The following is a 19,739-nucleotide window of genomic DNA, read 5'->3' as shown; positions in this document are numbered from 1 at the left end:
AACGGGGCGCGGATCAGCGCGAAGCAAGGCGGTCGATGGCGGCGGCATAGCCTCGATGGCCATGCTCGAGCGTGCGCGCCACCCGTCCGGTGGTGGTCACGCTGACGCCGGTACGCTCGTGGATCTCGCGGTATGGCACGCCCTGCTGCAGCAGCGGCACCACCTTCCAGCGGTCGGCCATGGCTTCCAGCTCGGCCGGGGTGCACAGGTCGCGCAGGAAGGCCTCGACCTGTTCAGGCTCGCGCAGTGCGGCAAAGGCCTGGGCCAGGGCCTGCAGGTCGGCCTTCGGGTCTTTGGCGGCAATCTCGGGGCGGGCTTTCACGGGGTCGTTTCCATGCATCAATGTAATAGCGCGTTAGTACATTAACGCATTCTTGCGCAGTGCGTCAAATCGTGGATTGGGGGCATGGCAGGGCTGCCGCCCTGCACCCGCAGAGGCCGGAGAAACGGCAAAAGCCGGCCTACTGAGTGTTGGCGGGCTGGGTCCGGTGGCAGGGGACGCCGTGAACCCGTCCATGGGGGCTTGGTCGCGGCATCCATGCCGCTCACACCCCTGCCACCGGACCCACCCCGCCTTCGACAGCTTCCCGCGAACTTTCAGAACGGCGTGGATCGGATCGAAACCGGCTTTTGTAGAGTCGAGCCATGCTCGACTGCTGTTGCCCTGAAACGCAGAACGCCCACCAAAGGGCGGGCGTTCTTCTTTCAGATCAATAACCTGGCTCGAATCAAGGCTGGCAGCGCACCTCCGCCTGCAGCGCGCCGCGCCGCAGGCACTCACCGAACAGGCTGCCCTGCCGGCTCGGCAGGGACTGGATGTTCTCCAGCTCACCTGCGCCCGTCGGGCACTTCCGCGAGGCCAGCGCCCGCAGGTCCAGCTCCAGCTGCGCGCGATCGATCACATGGCAGCGATCGACCTGCAGCCGATAGTGCGCCGGCCCGATCCGCGTGCTGTGCAGCACCGGATCACTCTGGCAACCCGCCAGCAGGAGCGCACTCAACGCTCCTGCGGCGGCTCGCTTCATGCCATCGCCTTCGACTGCTCCAGCTCGACCTGCAGCGTGCTGGCCAGCTCGTCACGGGACACCTCGAACTGCTGCTCGCGCAGCAGGTCCTTCACCGCCACCACGCCGCGCGCCAGCTCGTCCTCACCCGCCAGCACCACGAAGCGGATGCCGGCCTTGGCCGCGTACTGGAACTGCTTGCCGATCTTCTTCGGCTCCATCTGCACTTCGGTGTTGATGCCACCGGCACGCAGGCGGCGGGCGATATCCAGCGACTGCGGCATGCCCTGCTCGTCCATCAGCGCGACCAGCGCCTGCACGCTGCTGCTTTCGATGCCTTCGATCAGGCCAGCCTCGCGCAGCTGCCAGAACAGGCGCGACAGGCCGATGGAAATGCCCACGCCCGGCAGCTTGGACTTGCTGTAGTGGCTGGCCAGGTCCTCATAGCGGCCGCCCGAGCAGATCGAGCCGATCTGCGGGTGGTCGGTCAGCGTGGTCTCGTAGACAGTGCCGGTGTAGTAATCCAGGCCGCGGGCGATGGAGAAATTCAGGCAGTACGCGGATTCCGGCACGCCCAGCGCCTGCACCAGCTGCAGCACTTCGCGCAGCTCGGCCACGCCGGTACGCAGGGTTTCCGACGAAGCCGCACCGGTCTCCAGCGCGGCCAGCTGCGCCAGCGCATCGGCATGGCCCTGCGAACGCACGGCGACGAAGGCCAGGATCTTCTCGACCTGCTCGGCCGGAATGCCGAAGTCGTCGCCCACCAGCGTCTCGCGCACGTAGTCGGCACCGCGCTTGTCCAGCTTGTCCACTTCGCGCAGCACCGCCAGCTGGCGTTCGCCCTCGGCCACGCCCAGGCTCTCGAAGAAACCGCGCATCAGCTTGCGGTTGTTCAGCTGGATGCTGAAGTCACCGATGCGCAGTTCCGAGAACACCGCGTGGATGACTGCCAGCACTTCGGCGTCGTAACGCACGCTCAGGCTGTCCTTGCCGATCACGTCGATGTCGCACTGGTAGAACTCACGGAAGCGGCCGCGCTGGGCGCGCTCGCCGCGGTAGACCCGCTGCATCTGGTAGCGGCGGAACGGGAACGTCAGTTCATGCTCGTGCTCGGCGACATAGCGCGCCAGCGGCACGGTGAGATCGAAGCGCAGCGCCATTTCCGGCAGCGAGCGGTCGCCCGATTCGGCGGCATTGGCCAGCGCACCGGTGGACTGCACGAAGTACACCTGGCGCTCGGTCTCGCCACCGGACTTGGTCAACAGCACGTCGGACAGCTCGAACACCGGCGTCTCCACCGGCAGGAACCCGAAGCGCTCGTAGTTGCGGCGGATCACGTCCAGCATGCGCTGGAACGCAATCTGCTCGCGCGGCAGCAGTTCAAGGGTGCCGGGCGGGGTACGGGGCTTGATCACGGGCGGAACTCCTGCTGGAACGGGACGTGGGAGGGGGCGACATTCTAGCGCCCCCGCCTCGGGCAGGGTCGAACGGCCGCTTGAAGTATCATAAGGCCCTCCCCGACCGCGATACGCCCCCGCAACATGTCACGGCCTTCCGGCGCTCCGCCCGCCAACAACGATCCCGCCTCGCCGTCCTGCCCCACGCTGGACTGCCTGCACTGCTCGGTTCGCCACCTGGCGGTGTGCTCGGCGCTGTCGCCCGACGAAGTGCAGGCGTTGGAGCAGGTCACTGTTTCACAGCAGGTCAGCATGGGCAGCACATTGGCCCGCACCGGTGAAGAGCGCGACCATGTCTATACATTGACCGCAGGCGCGCTGCGCCTGGTCCGCACCCTGGCCGACGGCCGCCGCCAGATCAACGGTTTCGTGCTGCCCGGGGACTACCTCGGCCTCAGCAGCAGCGATCATCACCGCTACGACATCGAGGCGATCGCCGACAGCCGCGTCTGCCGCGTCGCACTGCCGCAGATGAAGGTGTTGCGCAGCCGTTTCCCGCACCTGGAGCGCAAGCTGCTGCAGCGCGCCTGCCAGGAACTGGATGCCGCGCAGGACGCCGCATTGGCACTGGCGCGCCTGCAGCCGGCCGAGAAGCTGGCCGACTTCCTGCTGCGCCTGGCCGCGCGCGAGGCCCGTCTTGGCGGCGACGGCCTGCGTGTGTCGTTGCCGATGGGCCGTGGCGACATCGCCGACCATCTCGGCCTGACCATGGAAACAGTCAGCCGCACCTTCACCAAGCTGCGCCAGCAGGGCCTGATCGCCCTGCCCCACCTGAACGTGGTGGAGATCCTCGACGAGGACGGTTTGCGCGAGCTGGCCGGTGAAGGGTTGATCTGACCGCATCGCAATTCATGGGGTTGCCGGCCAGCGGCCGGCACTACCCCTGCTGCATCCATCCGGTCGTGCCCAACCCGTGTGCATCCCTCCGGTAGTGCCGGCCGCTGGCCGGCAACCGTGCTGCTCTCCGGTCAGCGCATCAACACCTCACGCAGTGCCGCGTAGTCGGCGGCCAGTGGTTCAGCGTGCGCTGGCCGCTGCAACAGCGCATCCAGTGCCGGCGGCACCGCCACCGGCCCACCGATCAATGGCTCGACCACCGCCTCGAACTTGGCCGGATGCGCGGTGGCCACCACCGCCCAGTCGCCCTTGGCGCCGCGCGCACGCAGGTCCTGCAGGACCTTGACCGCCGTGGCGGTATGCGGGCAGAACAGCTCGCCGCTGCTGGCGTGCGCCGCAGCAATGGTGGCGCGGATGGTGACGTCGTCCACCGCGAACGCACGGAAGGCTGCGCGCAATTCGGCATCGTCGCCGTGGTACAGCCAGCGCAGGCGCTCGAAGTTGCTCGGCGCGCCCACGTCCATCGCATTGGCTACCGTCGCCACGCTGGATTGCGGCTGGTAGTCACCGCCATTGAAATACGCCGGCAGCACCGCATTGGCATTGGTGGCCAGTACGATCTGCCCGATCGGTACACCCAGTGCGCGCGCCAGCACCGCGGCCATCGCGTTGCCGAGGTTCCCGGTCGGCACGACCAGATTGAGCCGGCGACGCGTCTCAGCGTGATGGGTCAGTGCCGCATGCGCGTAGTAGCTCATCTGCGGCAGCAGGCGGCCCAGGCTGATGCTGTTGGCCGAGCTCAACGGTATCTTCGCCTGCAGGTCGCGGTCGGCCAGCGCCTGCTTGGCCATCGCCTGGCAATCGTCGAATGCACCGGCCACCCGCAGGGCCTGGATGTTGTCGCCGAAACAACCGAGCTGGTGCGCCTGCCGTGGCGACACGCGGCCATCCGGATACAGCACCACCACGCGCACGCCGGGTTGGCGATGGAACGCCGCTGCCACGGCGGCACCGGTATCGCCCGAAGTGGCAACGACAATCGTCAGGTCGCGGCCCTTGCCAGCCTGCAGCCGCGACAGCGTACCAGCGAGGAAGCGTGCACCGATGTCCTTGAACGCCGCCGTCGGCCCGTGGAACAGCTCCAGCACATGGTCACCGCCGCCAAGCGGACGCAGCGGCACCGGGAAGTCGAAGGCCTCGCGGCAGATCGATGGCAGCGCGGATTCCAATGCATCACCCGCGAAGAACGGCGCCAGCAGATCGGCAGCCGTCTCAGCCAGGCTGGCACCGGCCTGCAGTTCGCGTGTCGCCGGCAGGTTCTCCGGCACGTACAGCCCGCCGTCGGAGGCCAATCCTGCGGCGATCGCCGCGCCGAGGCCAACGGCCGGAGACTGGCCGCGGGTCGAAACGAAGTGCATGGGTTCGATATCCAGTAGAGGGGAGGAATTCAGCACAGGCGGGCTCCCGGCGCATCCAGCGGCGACACCCAGGCATCACTGTCGAAGCCGGCAGCCGCGAATGCGGCCTGCACGGGTGCCATGGCGGCGTGGGCCTGGTCAGCATCCTCGAACCAGGCGAACACGCTGGGGCCTGCACCAGAGATGCCCGCGCCCATTGCATCGGCCGACAGCGCTGCATCGCGGGCGGCCTCGAAACCGGCGATCAGGCCTGCCCGTCGCGGCTCCACCAGCACGTCGCGCAGCCCGGCGCGGACCAGCCCCGCGTCACTGCGATGGCAACCACTGAGGACCAGCGCGAGGTTCGCGCTCTGCGCGACGAATTCGCCCAGCGCGTAACTGCCCTGCAATGCCTGACGCGCGCGTCGCGTTTCCAGCACCGCGTGCGGATGCACCAGCAGGCTGTGCCAGCTGGCAGGCACCGGGATCGGCAGCAGGCGATCGGCGGTGCACAATGCCAGCCCACCCAGCAGCAGCGGACCAACGTTGTCACCGTGGCGGCCGCCACTGGCCACCGCCTCGCCATCCAACGCATGCGGGTACAACGCTTCGCGTGGCAGCGGCGCATCCAGCAGCGCATTGGCCGCGACCAGCGCCGCAACACTCGACGCCGCCGAACCGCCCATGCCGGAGCCGAACGGAATGCCTTTGTCGATCTCGACGGCGAAACCGAAGTCCAGGCCCTGCCCTTCGCGCAGCGACATCAACGCAGCACCCGCCGTGTTCCCGGCCGCGTCCAGCGGCAGTTCGACCGCGCTGCCACGGATCGCCTCGATGCGCACCACCGGTTCGTCGATCCGACGCACGCATACGGTATCGCCGACCCCGGCGATGGCATGGCCAAGAATGTCGAAGCCCACTGCCACGTTGGCCACGGAGGCGGGAGCGTACGCACGTGCGATCACAGGCGCGCTCCTTCACCAGCGGCCACGCGCAGCAGATCGGCGAACACGCCGGCCGCGGTGACTTCCGGCCCGGCACCCGGCCCCTGCACCACCAGCGGGTTGTCGCAGTAGCGGCGGGTGCGGAACTGCACCACGTTGTCGGTCAGCCGCAGGTTGGCGAAGGCGTGGTCGGCCGGCAACTCCTGCAGGCCCACCGAGGCACCGTCGGCACCGAGCTTGGCGACATAGCGCAGCACCGCGCCGCGCGCGCGTGCCTCCTGCAGCCGCTGCAGCAGACTGGCGTCAGACTCGCCCAGCCTGGCCATGAACGCATCCACGCTGCCGTCGCGCAGCAGGGCCGGCACCAGGCTTTCCACCTGCACCTGCTCCAGGCTGAGCGCGTGGCCGGCTTCGCGGGCCAGGATCACCAGCTTGCGCGCCACGTCCACGCCCGAAAGATCATCGCGCGGATCCGGCTCGGTGTAGCCCATCGACCGTGCCTGCGCGACCAGCACCGAGAACGGCTGGCTGCCATCGAAACGGTTGAACAACCAGGCCAACGTGCCGGAGAAGATGCCCTCGATCGCCAGCACCTCATCACCGGTATCGACCAGATCGCGCAGCGTGGTGATGACTGGCAGCCCGGCGCCGACCGTGGCCTCGTAGCGGAAGCGTGCGCCGCTGGCAGCGGCGGCCGCACGGATGCGCTGGTAGCGCGGCAGCGGCCCGGCACCGGCCTGTTTGTTCGGGGTGACCACGTGGATGCCGGCGGCCAGCCAGTCCTCGTAGCGCTCGGCCACCTCGGCACTGCCACTGCAGTCGATCACCACGGCATGCGGCAGGTGCGCGGCCAGCAGGTGCTCGGTGAAGCGATCCAGGTCGCTGGACTCGCCGGCGTCCTGCAATGCCTGGCGCCAATCGGCATGCAGGCCATCCACTTCCAGGCGCATGCGCGAACGCGAGGCCAGCGCACGCAGGCGCAGGTCGACATTGGCCTTGGCCAGCAACTGCGGGCGCGCTGCCAGCAGCTGATCCAGCAGCGCGGCACCGACATTGCCCGGCCCGATCACCCCCACCGCGAAGGTCTGCGGCGACAGCCAGAAGCCGGCATGTGCGGCGCGCAGCGCACGGGTGGCATCGGCACTGTCCACTGCCACCGAGATGTTGCGTTCGGACGAGCCCTGCGCGATCGCCAGGATGTTCACCTGTGCACGGCCCAGCGCCTCGAACAGGCGCGCCGCCACACCCGGCTGGCCGGCCATGCCGTCGCCGACCGCCGCCAGCACGCTGACGCCGTCGCTGACCTGCACGCGCTGCACCTGGCCCACCGAAAGCTCATGGGCGAACGCATGCAACAGCGCCTCCCTACCGCGCGCGGCTTCGGCGGTACGCACCACGCAGCAGATCGAATGTTCCGACGAACCCTGCGAGATCATCACCACCGACACCTGCGCCTGGCGCAGGGCGGCGAACACGCGCTCGGCGGTACCCGGCACGCCGATCAGACCGGTGCCTTCCAGGTTCAGCAGGGCCAGTCCGGGGCTGAGGGTCAGGCCCTTCACCGGCCCGCGCGGCGAGCGCTCGGCGCTGATGCGCGTGCCCGGATGCGCCGGCTGGAAGGTGTTGCGGATGAAGATTGGCAGCCCGAGGCGGATGGCCGGTGACATGGTCTGCGGATGCACCACCTTGGCGCCGAAATAGGCCAGTTCGCAGGCCTCGTCATAGCTCAGCGATTCCAGCTGCACCGCCTCGGGCACCAGCCGTGGGTCGGCCGACAGCACGCCATCGACGTCGGTCCAGATATGCAGTTCATCGGCGTTGAACAGCGCGGCGAAGATCGCCCCGGAATAGTCGCTGCCGTTGCGGCCGAGCGTGGTGATGCGGTCATGGCGGTCACGCGCCACGAAACCGGTGGCGACCAGGCGCAGTTGTGGATGCTGCAGGCGCCATTTTGCCAGGCGGTCCGCACTGGCCTCCCAGTCGACATCCACGCCCAGTTCGCCATGCCCGACCACCAGCACGTCGCGCGCGTCGAGCACCGCGCAGTCTTCGCCCCGTGCACGCAGGTGCGTGCCAAGCAGTTGCGCGGAAAATACTTCACCCAGGCCCTGCACGCGATCGAGCACTTCACGGGGCAGCTCGCCGATCACTGCCAGCGCGGCCAGCACCTCGGCCAGCTGCTCGAAGCGCGCGTCGATCCATTCCACAGTCTCGCCCACCTGCTCGCCCAGCAGCGCCACCGCAGCGCCACGATGGCGCGCGCGCAGCGCATGCCAGGCCTCGCGCCAGCCTTCGTCACCCTTGGCGGCCAGCTGGGCCAGCTCGATCAGCGCATCGGTGACACCCTTCATCGCCGAGACGACGGTGACCTGCAGCGATTCGGGGCGGGCCAGCAGCAGCTCGGCAACATGGCGATAGCGTTCGGCATCGGCCACCGAGGTGCCGCCGAACTTGTGCACGACAGTGGACGGCGCAGCCAGATCGGCCGGGGCAACGGGATGGGCGGGGGCGTGGGAAGACATGCAGACCTCGGTAGGAGGCCCCGTCGCATGCAGATGTCGAGTTTCCCCGCCACCTGGATGGTGCGGGGCCGTGGTTTTCGGGAGTTACACGAAGACGACGGGCCGCACCAGGGCAGTGGTGACGGTGGTGGTGGTAATGGTGGTAATGGTGGTGGTGGCGACCGGCGCAGTCGAACGGCCCGCGGTGGCGGGTGCGATCAGGCTGGCGTGGGCGGCATCAAGGACCATGGCGCACAGAAAACACCGTGCGCCGGGCCGCTGTCAAGTGCTGCGATGCAAAAAACACGCTGCCGCGATCATCGGCCAACGTGCCGGCATTTGGTTGCATCTGAGACAAAGCAGCCATCAGCGCGCTTGACGGTCGCATTCAGCCGGCATGTTCGGCGATCGCTCGGGGCGCACGGTGGGCGTGCGCGCACAGCATCACCCCGGCCACCAGGAACACGATCGCCAGGGCTTCCAGAAGGGTGGGCCAACGGCCCTGCCAGGCAAACGCGTACAGCAGCGCGAACAAGGTCTCGAATACGATCATCTGCCCGGTGAGGGTCAGCGGCAGCAGGCGGCTGGCGCGGTTCCAGAACGCGTTGCCCAGAATCGAGGCGATCACCGCCACACCGGCACTGATCGCCCAGAACCCGCCCCACTGCGCCGGCGTGTGGCTGCCGGTGTGGCCGATGAAGGCCATCGGCACCAGCAGCAGGGCCAGGCCACCGGTGGTGACGCCTGTCAGCAGCGACCAGTCGTGGCTGGACAGATCGGGCCGCCGCGCCAGCCAGCGGCTGTTGCCGATCGAGTACAGCGCCCAAGAGAACAGCGCGCCGAACGCGCACAACAGGCCGATCAGGCGCTGCCGCCAGGGCGTCGCCATATGTTCGGACATCAGCGCTTCCCAGCCGACCACGGCTACACCGAGCACGCACAGGCCCAGTGCCGGCAACAGCTGCTTCAGCGGCACCGCGCCCTTCTCGCGCACGCCCACCAGGGTCACCACCACCGGGATCAGGCCGACGATGAGCGAGGCCGCCGCACCACCGGCCCACTGCACGGCGGTCGCCAGCAGCAGGAAGTAGACCAGGTTGCCGGCCAGGCTCAGCCACAGCAGACCGGTCCATTCAGCACGCCCCAACTGTGGCGCCAGCCGCTTCCAGCGCGGCAGCAACAGCGCAACCGCGATCAGGCCATAGACCAGGTAGCGACCGGCGGACAGTTGCAGGGCATTGAACGACTGCAGCACGGCGGGGGCGAGGAAGACCACGCCCCATAGCGCGCCAGCGGCAACGCCATTGGCGATGCCCAGGGCCATCGGGTTGTTGCGCATTGGGATTCTTCGTGGGGGAAGAGGCCGCGCAGTGTAGTCGGTGGGCGGCGGAGCCCTCTTGACCCAGGCTACTGCGTAACCGCCTTTGTAGCGTCGAGCCATGCTCGACTGCTTTTGCACCGGCTATCGCGCGAACGGTAGTCGAGCATGGCTCGATGCTACAGATCGGTGCCCCTGCGCCACGCGGCCGGCGTCTGGCCGCACTCGCGGCGCAGCGCGCGGGTCAGTGCGCTCTGCTCGGAATAGCCTGCAGACAGCGCGATGTCACTGATCGGCGCGGCGCTGGTGCGCAGCTGGTGCTTGGCCCAGCGCAACCGGCTGGCGCTGAGCCAGGCCTGGGGACTGAGCCCGAATTCCCGCTGGAACAGCGCATGCAGGCGGCTCTCGCTGACCCCAACGAACGCCGCCATGCGGGCCACCGGCCACGCCTGGCCCGGGTCGGCCTGCACTGCCGCGCACAGCCCCTGCATGCGAGCGCCACTGCCGGCCGGCGCGAACGTCTGCAGCAACTGCGGAAGCAGGGCCGGCATCGGCCGGCCGGCCTGCACATCGGCCAGGCACCGGCGCAGCGCCAGCGGCAGGTGCAGCCAGCGCTGCCGGCACAGATGCTCCTGGGTGCCGTCATCCAGCACGCCTGGCGCACAGTCGACGATCACGAAACCGTTCGGGCCATCGGCCATCTGGTCATGGGCCTCGCCGGCGGCCACGAAAGCGCCCTGCAGCAGGTCCAGGCGGCCGCCACGCCCTTCCATCTCGAACTGCAGTTCGCCCTGCAACGGCAGCACCCACTGCGCGTACTCATGACGATCCAGGCCGGTGGCCTGGCCGTAGTGCCGCAGGTGGAAGATCGCGCCCATCCGGGCAGTGTGCGCGTGTAACACAGGCCGTGCAAACCGTTGCTATAGTCGAGGTGTCAACCCACGCAAGGAGTGCAGGTCATGACCCATCAGCACATGTATTTGCTGCTCGCCGCCAGCGTCGGCCTGGCGCTTGCTGTTCCGGCCCTGGCACAGGAACGTACCCCACCCGCTCCGCACTGCATGGACGCCGTTGGCGTGCAGGAAGTGGAACAGGCCTCACCTCGCTCGATCGCACTGCGCGCGGCCTCCGGCCAGGCCTATCGCATCGACTTCAGCCAGGATTGCCCCGGCGTCCGCACTGCCACCACGCTGAAGCTGGAAGCACCGGCGGGCTGGGCCTGCGGTCGTCCCAGCGAGCGCGTGGTAGTCGATGGCCGCAGCTGCGCCGTCAGTGCGGTCACCCCGGTTCAGAACCGGGACTTCGCCAGCGTCGCCCGCGACAGTGACCGCCTGCGCACGGCCACCCTGCCCGCAGTGACCATCCGCGAGCGCAAGGAAATCCGTCGCGGCTTCGGCGGCTCGCCGTCGTACTGTTTCGCCACCCGCAACGTCCGCGCGTGGTCTTCCGACCCGCAGGGCATGCTGGTGGAGACCAATCCGCGCCGCAATGGTGGCCATCGCTACTACCGTGTCGAGCTCGGCAGCCACTGCCGCCAGCTCGATCGTGCACCGCAGCTCAGCTTCCGCTCCGGCATGCAGAACGGCCTGATCTGCGGCAATCCCGGTGACCGCGTCCTCACCGCGGGATTCGAGAATGGTGACCTGCGCAGTGATTCGCTGGCTCCGCTGCCGCAGTACACCCGCGGCGCCTGCGCCATCCAGGCGGTGTACCCGGCCTCCAGCCAGGCGTCGAACTAACCGTCGACGCCGAGGAAGGTGAACGGCGCGCTGGGCACGAAGTGGCCCAGCGCATCGCCGGCGAAGGTGTTGCGCTGGTCCTTGCCAAGGTCGAGCTTCAGCACCTGGCCACCGAAATCGACCTTGTTCAGATCGACCCAGAACGTGTTCGGGGTCAACGCCGACTCGAAGAAGTACAGCCGCCGCTTGTGGTCGGCCACGGTACGCCAGCGCGTTGAGGAGATGTTCGGTTCACCCGGCGTGGTGATGCCGTATGGCACCGAGGCGTTGCGGATCACACTGAACACACTGGCCAGCGCCTCCACCGGATCTTCGGCCTTGGGAATGGCGTTGATGTAGAACGAGGCGCGCGCGAAGCGATCGGAAGAGCGGTTGGTGCCCGGCAACATCACCGTGCCGCCGATCTGCTGCCAGTAGGTGTTGAGCGCCAGCTGCTGATCGAACACCGGCGAGTTGGTCATCACCTGGTAGCGCCGATCATGATGGATGACCTGGCGCCCACCGATGTACTCGACGATGGCACTGTCACCCGTGGCATCGGACAGCGACAGATGCAGCGTCGCCTGCCGATCCTCGCCGGGCACCTTGTCGGTGACGATCGAGAACGGCTCACGCTTCAGGGCGGCCACCGCCTCGTCCACCGTCGCAAAATTGTCGAGCACATACTGCGCCCACAGCGAGATCGCCAGGCCCGGCTTGTTGCCGCGCTGCTGCGGGTACTCCGATTCGACCAGCCACAGCAGGTTCGCGACCAGGCCTTTTTCGTTCATGCCGTCGGTGGTCGATACGTCGTAGCCGGTGGCCACCACGCTGCCGTAGCGGGCGGTCCAGGCCAGCGACTTCGGGCCGGCCTGCCCGGTGCGTGCGATGCCACGCGGCAGAACGTAGAGATTGGTGGCGACATCCACCTTCCAGTCCATCGAGCGCCCGGTGATCACATCACCGTTGTCGCCCAGGTACACTGCGCGCGTGCAGGCCAGCGCCGGTGCGATCGCCGACGCCAGCGCCATGGCCAGCATCGCCCTTCCCTTCCACTTCATCCGTGCCATGCCAGTGCGCTCCGTTCCCCGTGGTCCATGGATCTGACCCGATCCATCGTGACACAGGGGTGAAGCCTCAGCGCACGAGGCGATCGTGAAGCCAGAAGCCCAGCAGCATCGCCGGCACGAACCACAACGCTTCACGCGATGCCACCGCCAATCCGGCGATGGCCGGCCCCGGGCAATAGCCGGCCCATCCCCAGCCGATGCCGAACAGTGCCGCGCCCAGCAGCAGGCGAGCATCCACATCATGTGCCGTGGGCAGCTGGAAGCGAAGGGCAAACCAGGGCTGCACGCGACGCAGCACCCAACGCTGACCGATCGCACTGACCAGCAGTGCCGACCCCAGCACCCACATCAACGTGGGATCGAACGCGCCAAGGATGTCGAGGAAGCCGAGCACGCGCCCTGCATCGGTCATTCCGGAAAGCGCCAGCCCGGCACCGAACAATGCGCCCGCCACAGCGGCAGCCCAGAGGGCGCGGCTCACAACAGCGCTCCGCCGTGACGAACCACGAAGGTGGTCAGCATCGCGCAGGCCATGAACACCAGCACCGCCAGCAGCGATCGCCTCGAACCGCGGGCCATGCCGCATACGCCGTGGCCACTGGTGCAGCCACTGCCCAGGCGAGTGCCAAAGCCGACCAGCAGACCGGCGCCGATCAGCTGCCAGGCGGGCAAGGCATCACGCAGCAGCACGCGTGGGGCGCTCCCGGGCACCGACGGCCACCACAGCACCAGCCCTGCCGCTGCCAGCAGGCCCATGAGGAAGGCCCAACGCCAGCCGCGCTCGCCTCTACCGGCGCGCAGGCTGCCCGCAGCGATGCCGCTGATGCCGGCAACGCGCCCGGTGGCAGCCAACAGCCACACCGCAGCGGCGCCGATCAGCGCGCCACCCGCCAGCGCGCTCCATGGCAGGTTCATGCCCTACCCTCTCTGACGCCATGCATGGGATTGCCCGATTATTTAGATTTCTCTAAATTAGATCTTTCTAAACAAAAAGGTCAACCATGGCCCGCACGCCGCTCGACACTGCCACGATGGCCGAGCACGCCACGCAGGCGGCCGCCCTGCTCAAGAGCCTGGCCCATCCCGCTCGCCTGCAGGTGCTGTGCCGGCTGGTCGAAGGTGAAACGCCCGTGCCGGAACTGAAGGCGCTGACCGGTTTGAGCGCGTCGGCGCTGTCCCAGCACCTGGCGGTGCTGCGTGGAATGCAGATCGTGGCAACCCGGCGCGAGGCGCAGGCGATCCACTACCGCATGCAGGAAGGTCCGGCGCTGGAGGTGCTGCAGGCACTGCACGCCGCCTATTGCGGCGGCGCTGCGCGCTGATCTCAACCGGCGTGCAGTACCGGTTGCACTACCGCATCCAGCAGGTCGACCGGGGTCGGCGCCGAACGATCTCCTTCCAGGGCCCTGCTGAAACCGGACCAGTCGCTGCTCGAAAGCTGCCGCAGCAACGCGGGCTCCACCGGCAAGGCACGCATCGACCAGTACGGAAACTGGCGCTGGCCGAGGCGACCGCGCGCCAACTCGATGATGTCGATGTGGCTGCCCGCCTGCAGGATGCGCTCATACACCGAATCGATGCCGTCTGGCGGACCTTCGATGTACTGCAGGAAGCGATCACCGTCATGCAGCAGCACGCCGGTCACGCCCGCCATCTTGTTGAAACGCGCGGCATCCTCGACCAGCGCCTGCAGCCGCTCAACGGAAAGCTCCGGCAGCGCCCGGCTGACGTAGGCGATGGCGCGCAATGGCATGGTGCGTCCTTGGCAGGGTGTGAATGCACGGTAGCAGTTGCGGACGAGTCCGTCTCAATGCGGGCGCACCCAGGCTGAAGAGTTCAGCTTTCGGTGCCGCCCGCTGCGTCCCACCGCCGCGGGAGCCTCGCTTCGAATACGACCTGCCCTGCCTCGTTGCGCGCGCCGATACGTCCACCATGTGCGCGCACGAACTGATCGACGATATACAGGCCAAGGCCCAGGCCTTTGCTCTGGTGGAAGCTGGCCTTGAACGGCTCGAACAGGCGCGGCAACAGCGCGTCATCGATGTGGCCGGCATTGCTCACCCGCATCACTACCGTGCGCACATCGCGTCCATCCAGCTGCACCAGGGCCTCGCTGCCGTGCGTCAACGCGTTGCCCACCAGGTTGGCGGCGATCTGCCCCAGCCGATCCATGTCACCCTGCAGGCGGGTATCGCCGATGGCGTCGAAATGGATGCGCTCATGACCGTGCGCGCTGCCCGCCTCGGCAATGACCGCATGAGTGACCTCGGCCAGGTCGCAGGCACTGGTCTCAAGGCGCAGGCCACCACTGCGGATTCGCGAAAAGTCCAGCAGCTGCTCCACCATCCGCGCCATGCGCAGCGTGCTGGCCTCCAAGTGCTGCAGCGTCTGCTGTGCCCCCGCGTTGTCCTCGGGAAGCTCCAGCGCCAGCTTGTCGGCACAGAGCAGGATCGCCGACAGCGGCGTGCGCAGGTCGTGGGTCAGCACCGCGGCCATCGTCTCATTGAGTTTGAGCGCACGCTCCAGCGCTTCATTGCGCGCCTTCAGCAGCTGCCGCTGCTGGTACAGCTCGATGAAGACGTTGACCTTGCTCAGGATCACCTGCGGCGCCACCGGCTTGTGCAGGAAGTCCACCGCACCGGTTTCGTAGCCCTTGAACGCGCGCACCGGATCGTCCGGCGAGGCAGTCAGGAAGATGATCGGCACCGTGCGGCTGCGATGCGAACCGCGCATCAGCTCGGCCAGGGTAAAGCCATCGATCTCCGGCATGTGCACGTCCAGCAGGGCCAGGGCGACCTCGTGCTCGAGCAGCAACTCCAGGGCCTGCGCACCCGAGCCCGCCAGCAACAGGTTCACACCCTCGCGCTGCAGCAGGGCCTGCATGGCTACCAGGTTCTGCGGCACGTCATCGACGATCAGCAGGTTGACCGGGGTCTGCGACTGCGCAGGGTCCGGTGGCAGCAGATTCATGCAAACAACTCCTTCAGGCGACGACACATCAATTCAAGGGGCAGCACGGCGTCGGCGCCGGCGTGCTGCAGAGCGGAAGCCGGCATCATCGATGCTTCGGCTTCCTCGGGGCATTGCAGCCAGGCACGGCCGCCCGCGGCGCGCACCGCGGCAACGCCTTCGCTGCCGTCGCTGCTGGCACCGGTCAGCAACAGCGCCAGTACCTGCGCACCGAACACGGCAGCCGCTGATTCAAACAGGGGATCGATGGCCGGACGCGAGAACAGCACCGGCGCATCGACCGACAACGCTACGGCATCGAAGTCTTCCACCAGCAGGTGGTAGTCCGGCGGTGCGAAGGTCACGGTGCCCGGCTGCAGCGGCTGCTTGTCCTCCGCTTCGCGCACCGGCAGTGCGCAGTACGGCGCCAGCACCTCGGCAATACGGCTGGAGCGATCGCGTGGCAGGTGCAGCACGGCCAGCACCGGCGCGGGCAACCTGGCCGGAAGCGCCCCGAGCACGGCCTGCAGCGCTGCAACGCCTCCCGCCGACGCTCCCACCACCACCACCGCAGGGCGAGCCTGCACCACCATCAGGCCACCTTCCGGTACAGGCGGTGTTCGCGCGAGCAGACGTCGAAGGCATCGTGATGATGCCCGAACTGCAGCGATTCCTTGCTGCCCAGGCCGAGGAAGCCGCGGTGCACCAGCGCCTCGCGGAACAGGCCGACCGCCCGGTCCTGCAGGTCGCGGTTGAAGTAGATCAGCACGTTCCGGCACGACACCAGATGCACTTCGGAAAACACGGTGTCGGTGGCCAGGCTATGGTCGGCGAACACCACGTTGCGGCGCAGCTGGCGGTCGAACACCGCGCCATCGTAGGCGGTGGCGTAATAGTCCGACAGCGATGCCGTGCCACCCGACGCCAGGTAGTTGCGGCTGAACTGCGCCATGCGGTCGATGCCGTAGGCTCCGGCTTCGGCGGTGGCCAGTGCCGCCGGATTGATGTCGGTGGCATAGACGATGCTGCGCTCGAGCAGGCCTTCCTCGTGCAGCAGGATCGCCAGCGACCACACTTCCTCGCCGGTACTGCACCCGGCCACCCACAGCTTCACCGAGGGATAGGTGCGCAGCACCGGTACCACCTGTTCGCGCAGCTCGCGGAAATAGGCCGGGTCACGGAACATTTCCGAGACCTGCACGGTGAAGAACTGCATGGCCTGGGCGAACAGCTCCGGCTCGTGCAGCAGGCGGTGCTGCAGATCGACCAGGCGATCGCACTCGTAACGCTGCATGGCCTGGCGCATGCGACGGCGCAGCGACGACACCGCGTAGCTGCGGAAATCGTAGTGGTAGCGCTGGTACAGCGCCTCCAGCAGGATCTTCAGCTCCAGGTCGAACAGCGCCTGCTCGTTCATTGCCGCGAGCACCAGACGCGGCACAGCGAGACCAGCTTGTCGACGTCGATGGGTTTGGCGATGTAATCGTTGGCACCGGCCTGCAGGCAGCGCTCGCGGTCGTCCGGCATCGCCTTGGCGGTCAGCGCGATGATCGGCAGGTCCTGCAGGTGGCGCTGCGCACGGATCTCGCGCATCGCCGCCAGGCCGTCCTTCTCCGGCATCATGATGTCCATCAGCACCAGGTCGACCTCGCGCTCGGCCAGGCGATCCACCGCCTCCTGGCCATTGCGCGCGATCTCCAGGGTCACGCCCAGCGGTTCAAGCACGCTGGACAGCGCAAAGATGTTGCGTACATCGTCCTCGGCCAGCAGCACGGTGCGGCCATCAAGCACCGTGTCGCGGCGCCGTGCTTCGCGCAGCAGGCGCTGCTGGTCGCTCGGCAGGCTGGCCTCGACGCTGTGCAGGAACAGGGTCACTTCGTCCAGCAGGCGTTCCGGCGAACGTGCGCCCTTGATGATGATGCTCTTCGAATAGCGGCGCAGGCGCTGCTCTTCCTCGCGGTTGAGCGCGCGACCGGTATAGACGATCACTGGCGGGAAGCCGACCTCGTCGTTGCCGGCCATGTGCTCCAGCAGGTCGTAGCCACTGCCGTCGGGCAGCGACAGATCCATCACCATGCAATCGAAGGTGACGGTGCTGAGCTGCTCCAGCGCGCCGGCCAGGGTGCCGACCGCGATGATCTGCAGCTGCTCGCGGCCGAGCAGCAGCTCCAGGTTGTGGCGCAGCTCGCTGTCATCTTCGACGATCAGCAGGCGCCGCACATCACGCTGGCTGGTCTGCTCCAGCTGTTCGATGGCCACCACCAGCCGCTCGCGCGTGGTCGGCTTGATCGCAAAACCAATCGCGCCCAGTTCGCGCGCCACCTGGCCACGGTCCATCGCCGAGACCACGTGCACCGGAATATGGCGTGTGTCGGGATTGCGCTTCAAGCGCTCCAGAACACTCAGGCCGGACACATCAGGCAGCCCGATATCGAGCAGGATGCCGTTGGGACGCAGTTCCGCGGCCAGCGACAGGGCTTCCTCGGCCGTGGTCGCGACCACGCAGTCGAAATCCAGCTCATGGGCCAGCACCACCAGCGCTTCGGCGAAGGTGGCGTCGTCCTCGACCGCCAGGATCAAGCGCCCGGCGCGTTGGCGACGGCCGCGATCATCAGCCACAGTGGCGATGGCCGGCGCCGCCACCGGGGCGACCGCAGGCGCGGCAGCCGTGCGTGCGGTGACCGCTGCCGCAGGCTGCGGCGAAGCTGCGATGACCGCCGGGGCCGGCGCTTCAGCCGACGCCGCTACCGGCGCGCCCTGCAGCGGCAGTTCCAGGATGAAACAGCTGCCGCGGCCCGGCTCGCTGTCGACGTGGATGCTGCCACCCATGCGCTCGGCAAGGTCGCGCGAGATCGACAGGCCCAGGCCGGTGCCGCCGTAACGGCGACGGGTACTGCCATCGGCCTGGCGGAACGCTTCGAAGATGACCTGCAGCTGCTCACGGGCAATGCCGATGCCGGTATCGGTGACTTCGAAGCGGATGCGGCCGCTGCCAGCGGCACGAACGTGCAGGCTGACCTTGCCGTGCTCGGTGAACTTCAGCGCATTGGCCAGCAGGTTCTTCAGGATCTGCTGCAGGCGCTGGCTGTCGGCCACCAGCTGGCTTGGCGCCAGCGCATCGGCCTCGATCTGCAACGCCAGGCCCTTCTGCCGGGCCATCGGCTCGAAGGTCTCGCGCAGGCGCTGCACGACGCTGTCCACCACCACCACTTCGTCGGCCAGCTCGACGTGGCCGGCCTCGATGCGTGACAGATCCAGGATGTCGTTGATCAGTGCCAGCAGGTCGTTGTTGGACGACAGGATGGCGCGCGCATATTTCACCTGCTCGTCGGTCAGGGTACCGTCCTTGTTGTCGGCCAGCAGCTTGGCCAGGATCAGCGAGCTGTTCAGCGGTGTGCGCAGTTCGTGCGACATGTTGGCCAGGAACTCGGACTTGTAGCGCGAGGTGGCCGCCAGTTCGTTGCTGTTGCGCACCAGCTGGCCCTGCGCCACCAGCAGCGCCTGCTTCTGCGCCTCCAGCTCGTGGGTGCGCTCTTCCAGCTGGACGTTGCTCTGCTCCAGCTCGGCCTGTTGTTCTTCCAGGTGGCTCTGCGACTGCTGCAGGCTGCGGCTCTGCTCTTCCAACTCCTCGTTGGCCACCCGCAGTTCTTCCTGCTGCGCCTGCAGTTCCTCGCCCTGGCGCTGCGATTCCTCCAGCAGCACCACCAGCTGTGCGCGCAGCAACGAGGCCCGCAAGGCCATGCCGATCGTCTCACCACAGCGTTCCAGCAGCTCGCGATCCAGGTCGCGCTGCCCGCCCACCTGGGTGCGGCCCAGTTCGATGACACCGACGACGGTGCCATCGCTGCTGATCGGTGCCAGGATGCGCTCGCTGACCGGCAGTCGTCCCAGGCTTGTCTGCAGTTCAAGCACGGCGGCCTCACCGCCGTGCAGGTGCCGGATGCGTTCGTCACGGGCTACCTGCCCGGCCACGCCTTCCTGCAATGCCAGCGACGCCGGCATGCCCGACGGCAGCGCCATGCCACCGGTCAGCTGCAGGCGCCCACCATCCAGCCGGTACACCGCGCCAATGTCTGCCTGAAGCTGGTCGGCCAGCTGGGTGGCCGCCGCCTCGGCGATCTGCTCAGGCCCCAGGTCACCACGCAGGCTCATCGCCACCGCATTCTCTGCTTCCTGCAGCCACAGTGCCCGCATCGCCTGCCGCCGCGCTTCGATGGCGCGGGAGACGATCAACGCGATCATCAGGAACGCGCAGCCACCAATACTGCGATTGACGAACGAGAACGATGAATTGTTGCTGGCCGGGGCCACATTGAAGCCGATCACCAGCAGCACACAGGCGATCGCGGCAACGATGAACGGCGCGCGCACGCTGCGCTGGAATACCGTCACGCCTACCGCGAGGAAATAGGCCAGCCACACCGCATAGCCCAGCGGCACCACCAGCTCCAGGGCGATGGTGGCCGCCAGCAATACGGCGGAGGTCATCCAGATCCAGCGGTCACGCGTGGTCGCACCAGGACGCATGCAGGTCGGTTCCAGAG

The 19,739-nt window shown here is 67.7% G+C and carries 20 protein-coding genes; 3 read left to right on the top strand and 17 right to left on the bottom strand.

Annotated elements, in window-relative coordinates:
- Positions 1-13 precede the first annotated feature (13 nt).
- The 3 genes from N440_RS06865 to hisS all read right to left on the bottom strand — a co-directional run bounded on the left by N440_RS06865 (position 14) and on the right by hisS (position 2,419).
- Positions 14-322 carry a YerC/YecD family TrpR-related protein gene (locus N440_RS06865; RefSeq protein WP_008267046.1) on the bottom strand — a complete coding sequence of 103 codons (309 nt, stop codon included), beginning with the start codon at positions 320-322 and terminating at the stop codon, positions 14-16.
- 406 nt (positions 323-728) lie between these two features.
- Positions 729-1,025: a hypothetical protein gene (locus N440_RS06860; protein ID WP_133934520.1), complete on the bottom strand. Its 297-nt coding sequence runs from the start codon at positions 1,023-1,025 to the stop codon at positions 729-731.
- On the bottom strand, positions 1,022-2,419 hold the full coding sequence (gene hisS, locus N440_RS06855) for a histidine--tRNA ligase (RefSeq protein ID WP_133934519.1): 1,398 nt from the start codon (positions 2,417-2,419) through the stop codon (positions 1,022-1,024). Before hisS ends, N440_RS06860 begins: the two co-directional genes overlap by 4 nt.
- Positions 2,420-2,545: 126 nt before the next feature.
- Here hisS and N440_RS06850 point away from each other — a divergent pair, with 126 nt between their 5' ends.
- Positions 2,546-3,298, top strand: a complete 753-nt coding sequence (locus N440_RS06850) for a helix-turn-helix domain-containing protein (RefSeq protein WP_006436589.1) — start codon at positions 2,546-2,548, stop codon at positions 3,296-3,298.
- 131 nt (positions 3,299-3,429) lie between these two features.
- Here the strand turns inward: N440_RS06850 and thrC are convergent, their stop codons facing one another.
- The 6 genes from thrC to N440_RS06825 all read right to left on the bottom strand — a co-directional run bounded on the left by thrC (position 3,430) and on the right by N440_RS06825 (position 10,336).
- Entirely contained in the window at positions 3,430-4,716 is a 1,287-nt protein-coding gene (gene thrC, locus N440_RS06845) for a threonine synthase (RefSeq protein WP_133934518.1), read from the bottom strand.
- A 29-nt stretch (positions 4,717-4,745) separates the two neighbouring features.
- Entirely contained in the window at positions 4,746-5,660 is a 915-nt protein-coding gene (locus N440_RS06840) for a homoserine kinase (protein WP_133934517.1), read from the bottom strand.
- A complete protein-coding gene (thrA, locus tag N440_RS06835) occupies positions 5,657-8,161 on the bottom strand; it encodes a bifunctional aspartate kinase/homoserine dehydrogenase I (protein ID WP_133934516.1) in 2,505 nt (834 codons plus the stop codon). Before thrA ends, N440_RS06840 begins: the two co-directional genes overlap by 4 nt.
- A gap of 84 nt (positions 8,162-8,245) precedes the next feature.
- Complete coding sequence (locus N440_RS20330) at positions 8,246-8,389, bottom strand: hypothetical protein (RefSeq protein ID WP_166671540.1); 144 nt, start codon at positions 8,387-8,389, stop codon at positions 8,246-8,248.
- 139 nt (positions 8,390-8,528) lie between these two features.
- Positions 8,529-9,479, bottom strand: coding sequence for a DMT family transporter (locus N440_RS06830; protein ID WP_133934515.1), 951 nt, complete (start codon positions 9,477-9,479; stop codon positions 8,529-8,531).
- A 158-nt stretch (positions 9,480-9,637) separates the two neighbouring features.
- Positions 9,638-10,336, bottom strand: a complete 699-nt coding sequence (locus N440_RS06825; protein ID WP_133934514.1) for an AraC family transcriptional regulator — start codon at positions 10,334-10,336, stop codon at positions 9,638-9,640.
- Between the two features lie 81 nt (positions 10,337-10,417).
- Here N440_RS06825 and N440_RS06820 point away from each other — a divergent pair, with 81 nt between their 5' ends.
- A complete protein-coding gene (locus N440_RS06820; RefSeq protein WP_133934513.1) occupies positions 10,418-11,197 on the top strand; it encodes a DUF6491 family protein in 780 nt (259 codons plus the stop codon).
- On the opposite strand, the gene N440_RS06815 is transcribed toward N440_RS06820, so the two are convergent.
- The 3 genes from N440_RS06815 to N440_RS06805 all read right to left on the bottom strand — a co-directional run bounded on the left by N440_RS06815 (position 11,194) and on the right by N440_RS06805 (position 13,161).
- Positions 11,194-12,246: a linear amide C-N hydrolase gene (locus N440_RS06815; RefSeq protein WP_133934512.1), complete on the bottom strand. Its 1,053-nt coding sequence runs from the start codon at positions 12,244-12,246 to the stop codon at positions 11,194-11,196. The two genes, N440_RS06820 and N440_RS06815, sit on opposite strands and share 4 nt — an antisense overlap.
- A 67-nt stretch (positions 12,247-12,313) precedes the next feature.
- Positions 12,314-12,727: a DUF6691 family protein gene (locus tag N440_RS06810; RefSeq protein WP_133934511.1), complete on the bottom strand. Its 414-nt coding sequence runs from the start codon at positions 12,725-12,727 to the stop codon at positions 12,314-12,316.
- Positions 12,724-13,161 (bottom strand): YeeE/YedE family protein, encoded by a 438-nt coding sequence (locus N440_RS06805; RefSeq protein WP_133934510.1) that lies wholly within the window; start codon positions 13,159-13,161, stop codon positions 12,724-12,726. The genes N440_RS06810 and N440_RS06805 overlap by 4 nt, the downstream gene beginning before the upstream one ends.
- Before the next feature lie 86 nt (positions 13,162-13,247).
- Between N440_RS06805 and N440_RS06800 the strand changes: the two genes are divergently transcribed.
- Positions 13,248-13,568, top strand: a complete 321-nt coding sequence (locus N440_RS06800) for a metalloregulator ArsR/SmtB family transcription factor (RefSeq protein ID WP_133934509.1) — start codon at positions 13,248-13,250, stop codon at positions 13,566-13,568.
- Positions 13,569-13,570: 2 nt separating this feature from the next.
- Here N440_RS06800 and N440_RS06795 read toward each other — a convergent pair whose 3' ends face one another.
- From N440_RS06795 to N440_RS06775, 5 genes are all read right to left on the bottom strand, one after another.
- Positions 13,571-13,999: a BLUF domain-containing protein gene (locus tag N440_RS06795; protein WP_133934508.1), complete on the bottom strand. Its 429-nt coding sequence runs from the start codon at positions 13,997-13,999 to the stop codon at positions 13,571-13,573.
- A gap of 83 nt (positions 14,000-14,082) precedes the next feature.
- The gene (locus N440_RS06790; RefSeq protein WP_133934507.1) at positions 14,083-15,216 is read right to left on the bottom strand and encodes a hybrid sensor histidine kinase/response regulator; all 1,134 of its coding nucleotides are present in this window, start codon (positions 15,214-15,216) and stop codon (positions 14,083-14,085) included.
- On the bottom strand, positions 15,213-15,788 hold the full coding sequence (locus N440_RS06785) for a chemotaxis protein CheB (RefSeq protein ID WP_133934506.1): 576 nt from the start codon (positions 15,786-15,788) through the stop codon (positions 15,213-15,215). Before N440_RS06785 ends, N440_RS06790 begins: the two co-directional genes overlap by 4 nt.
- Positions 15,788-16,612, bottom strand: coding sequence for a CheR family methyltransferase (locus N440_RS06780; RefSeq protein ID WP_133934505.1), 825 nt, complete (start codon positions 16,610-16,612; stop codon positions 15,788-15,790). The genes N440_RS06785 and N440_RS06780 overlap by 1 nt, the downstream gene beginning before the upstream one ends.
- Entirely contained in the window at positions 16,609-19,722 is a 3,114-nt protein-coding gene (locus tag N440_RS06775) for a response regulator (protein WP_133934504.1), read from the bottom strand. Before N440_RS06775 ends, N440_RS06780 begins: the two co-directional genes overlap by 4 nt.
- Positions 19,723-19,739: the final 17 nt, after the last annotated feature.

Origin of the sequence: Stenotrophomonas sp. CC22-02 (assembly GCF_004365115.1) — a bacterium.
In the GTDB taxonomy this organism is placed as follows: domain Bacteria; phylum Pseudomonadota; class Gammaproteobacteria; order Xanthomonadales; family Xanthomonadaceae; genus Stenotrophomonas; species Stenotrophomonas forensis.
This window is presented reverse-complemented; position numbering and strand designations above follow the sequence as displayed.